Below are 3,026 nucleotides of genomic sequence, written 5' to 3'. Positions count from 1 at the left end.
GGCGTGATCCTGCCACGGGCGGTCCGTCCGCCGAAGGGGTCCGTCCCGGCGTTCGCGGCGGCGGAAGGGTTCGCCCGCGAAAGACGCTAGTCTGTCCGCCGCACCATCCATCTGATCATGCATTACACGGGGGTTCCTTCGTCATGCCCGTTTCCAGGAGACTGCTCGCCACGGCTCTGGTCGCGACCGCCACGTTCGGTCTGGCCGCCTGCGGTCCGGACAACTCGCCCGACCAGAGCGCCAAGGGCACCACCGCGCCGACCGCCGCCGCCACCGCGCCCGCCAGTGCGCCCGCGACCGCGCCCGCGACCAAGGGCGCCGCGCCGACCACCGCGCCCGCCGGGTCCGCCGCGTCCACCGCGCCCGCCTCCGACGAGCCGGAGGGCTTCTGCACCCACGTGCCGCTGCCCGCCGGCCAGAAGTGGATCTACCCGGTGAAGGGGACCAGCACCACCACCCTCACCTACCGGGACACCAAGGACGCCTGCGGCGTCAACGACGTGTCCTTCGAACCGGTCGGCGCCGACCGGACGGCGGCCTTCGTACCCACCGCCAAGGGGCACCTCAGCTCGGTGATGGCGGCCCCGAAGGACGTCGACCTGGCCGGTGTCGTCAAGCACATCAACGAGTGCCTCGCCTCCCCGCACAGCGAGAAGGGCTCCTACCCCTGCTCGGCGGGCGACTACAAGGTGGCCGTCGACGCCTCCGGCAAGGTCACCGAGCTCTGGGAGCGCGCCCACTCCTGACGGGTGGACAGCCGGGAACGACGAATGGGGAACCTCTTGACCGGACCGACCGCACGGGTCGCATCGGCGGTCCTGGCGCTGCTCGCCCTCACGGCGGGCTGCGCCTCGTCACCGACCTCGTCATCGTCCCCGGCCGCGCCCGCGCCCCCGGCTCCGTCCCCGGCCGCGAGCACGTCGGCCGGGGACGACCAGGCCGCCCCGGCACCCGGGGCGGCCTGGCGCCCGAGCGCCGCCCTGTCCGGGGAACGGCTCGCCGCCGCACTGCTGCCCGACGCCGACCTGCCGCCGGGCAGCACCGCCGAGGCCCCCGTCGTCGCGTCGACGGCCACCGCCCTGGACCCGAAGGCGGAGGCGGCCGCCCAGCAGCACCCCGAGTGCGCGCCGGTGCTCCGCGCGATGTTCGAGCGACCGGCCGAGTCCGTCCGCCGCTGGTACGTCACCGGGAACAACGTGCTCGCCAACCGGACCCAGATCGACGTGGCCGGGCTCGCCGACGGCCGGTCCCGGGAACGCTTCGAGGCGCTGCGGGCGGCGGTGACCGGGGGTGGTTGCACCGGCCTCCGGCTCGACAACGGCAACGGTGGCGTGCAGTTGACGGTCGAACCGGTCCCCTGGCCGGGCCTCGACGTGCCGGCCGTCGGCTTCCAGGTGCGGACCCCCACCGGGGCGGTCACCTCGGTCGGCGGATTCACCCGGGTGTACCTCTGGGCGGCCGTGGGCGACAACCGGGTGCTGTTCCTGACCGCCGACGACACCGCCCACGCCCCGTCCCTGCGCCCGGAGTTGGTCACGCCCCAGCTCCGGCGCCTGCTCGCCGCGGCGGACTGACCCCGGCGGCCGGGGCCGCCGTGCCCCGGCCGCCCGGGCGAGCGATTCGTTCAAGACGCGGCACTGACGCCACGTCAAGACTGCTGCCCATGAACGAACGCAGTTTCACCCCCGCCGCCGGACGCTTCGCGCCGGTCCGCCTCTACGACCCGGTGGTCGCCCTCACCCGGGAGCGGCTGTGGCGCAGCCTGGTCGCCATGCACGTCGCGCCCCGGCCGGAGGACGTGGTCGTCGACGTCGGGTGCGGCACCGGCTCGCTGGCGGTGCTCCTGAGCCGGGTCGAACCGCGCGCCACCGTGATCGGTGTCGACCCCGACCCGGAGGCCCTGGCGGTGGCCCGGCGCAAGGCCGCCGCCGCGGGTGCCGTCCCGGGCGGCACCCGCGGCGGCGGCACTCCGGAATGGCGGCTCGGCATGGGCGACGACGTGGCCGCGATCGTGGGCGCCGGGACGGCCGACACCGTCGTGTCCAGCCTCGTCCTGCACCAGTGCCCCGTGCCGATGAAGCGCGCCGTACTGGCCGCGATGCACGAGACGCTGCGCCCCGGCGGCAAGTTGGTGATCGCCGACTACGGCAAGCAGCGCACGGCCGCGATGCGGCTGGCGTTCCGGGTCGTGCAACTGGCCGACGGCAAGGCGGACACCCAGCCCAATGCCGACGGCGTCCTGCCCCGGCTGATCGCGGAGGCGGGCTTCGAGAATGTGCGGGAGAGCGAGACCGTCGCGACGCTGACCGGCTCCCTGTCGCTCTACGTGGCCAGTCGGCCCTGACCGCCAACGGGGCGCGGGGCCGGGTGCGGGGCCGGACGCAGGGCCGGGAGCACCGCGGAGGGCGTCAGCCCCGTCATCTCCCGCATCCGGCGGCCGAAGTGCGCCTGGTCGGCGAAGCCGCCGAGGAGGGCGGCCTCGGCCGGCGTGCTGCCCGCGCGCAGCGCGTCGGCCGCGCGGGCCAGTCGCCGCCAGATCCGCCACCGTGCCAGGGGCAGGCCCAACTGCTCCTGCGCCAGCGCCCGCAGGCGCTGCGGGGAGAGCCCGACCCGTGCGGCCAGACCGGCCAGCGGGAGGGCGTCGTAGTCGCCGGCGGCCTCCATCGCCGCGCGCAGCCGGGGGTCGACCCGGGCCGAGGGCAGCGCCCCGGCGGGGCGGACCTGTTCCTCCCGCAGGCCGCGCCACTGCGGCGCCACCGTGATGCCCCGGCCGCCGGGGGTCCGCAGCCGGTCGGCGAACGCGCAGTGCGGGTCGATGAAGTAGGTCACCAACTCCCGGACCGGCGTCATCCGGTGGCGCACCATCGGTGCCACCACCAGCGCGGCGCCGCGGTGCCGCACCCCGTCCCCGTCGGTGGCCGTCACCGTGGGCACGGGGTCGGCCGTGCCGGGCGCGAAGGCGACCTGGAAGGCCGCATGCCGGTGGGCGTGACTGTCCGCGAGCGGTCCCCGGTACAGCGCGTACC

4 protein-coding genes are annotated in these 3,026 nt (G+C 75.8%); 3 read left to right on the top strand and 1 reads right to left on the bottom strand.

The features are described from left to right. Positions 1-143: 143 nt before the first annotated feature. The 3 genes from VR45_RS47700 (at position 144) to VR45_RS40245 (ending at position 2,344) form a co-directional block, all read left to right on the top strand. Positions 144-746, top strand: a complete 603-nt coding sequence (locus tag VR45_RS47700) for a hypothetical protein (protein ID WP_052709740.1) — start codon at positions 144-146, stop codon at positions 744-746. Between the two features lie 24 nt (positions 747-770). Beyond that, positions 771-1,574, top strand: a complete 804-nt coding sequence (locus VR45_RS40250) for a hypothetical protein (RefSeq protein WP_045944935.1) — start codon at positions 771-773, stop codon at positions 1,572-1,574. An 89-nt stretch (positions 1,575-1,663) separates the two neighbouring features. Further along, positions 1,664-2,344 (top strand): class I SAM-dependent methyltransferase, encoded by a 681-nt coding sequence (locus tag VR45_RS40245; protein WP_045944934.1) that lies wholly within the window; start codon positions 1,664-1,666, stop codon positions 2,342-2,344. Here VR45_RS40245 and VR45_RS40240 read toward each other — a convergent pair. Beyond that, a partial coding sequence (locus VR45_RS40240; RefSeq protein WP_199926103.1) for a helix-turn-helix domain-containing protein occupies positions 2,323-3,026 on the bottom strand: 704 nt, incomplete at its 5' end. The two genes, VR45_RS40245 and VR45_RS40240, sit on opposite strands and share 22 nt — an antisense overlap.

Source organism: Streptomyces sp. NRRL S-495 (assembly GCF_000966955.1).
Lineage (GTDB): Bacteria > Actinomycetota > Actinomycetes > Streptomycetales > Streptomycetaceae > Kitasatospora > Kitasatospora purpeofusca.
The sequence above is the reverse complement of the archived record's forward strand: the minus strand, read 5'-3'. Positions and strand labels throughout refer to the sequence as shown.

Bases quoted from the DNA above. Each gene is read 5' to 3' on its own strand.
- VR45_RS40245 (WP_045944934.1), top strand. From the start codon at position 1,664: ATGAACGAACGCAGTTTCACCCCCGCCGCCGGACGCTTCGCGCCGGTC.
- VR45_RS47700 (WP_052709740.1), top strand. From the start codon at position 144: ATGCCCGTTTCCAGGAGACTGCTCGCCACGGCTCTGGTCGCGACCGCC.
- VR45_RS40250 (WP_045944935.1), top strand. From the start codon at position 771: ATGGGGAACCTCTTGACCGGACCGACCGCACGGGTCGCATCGGCGGTC.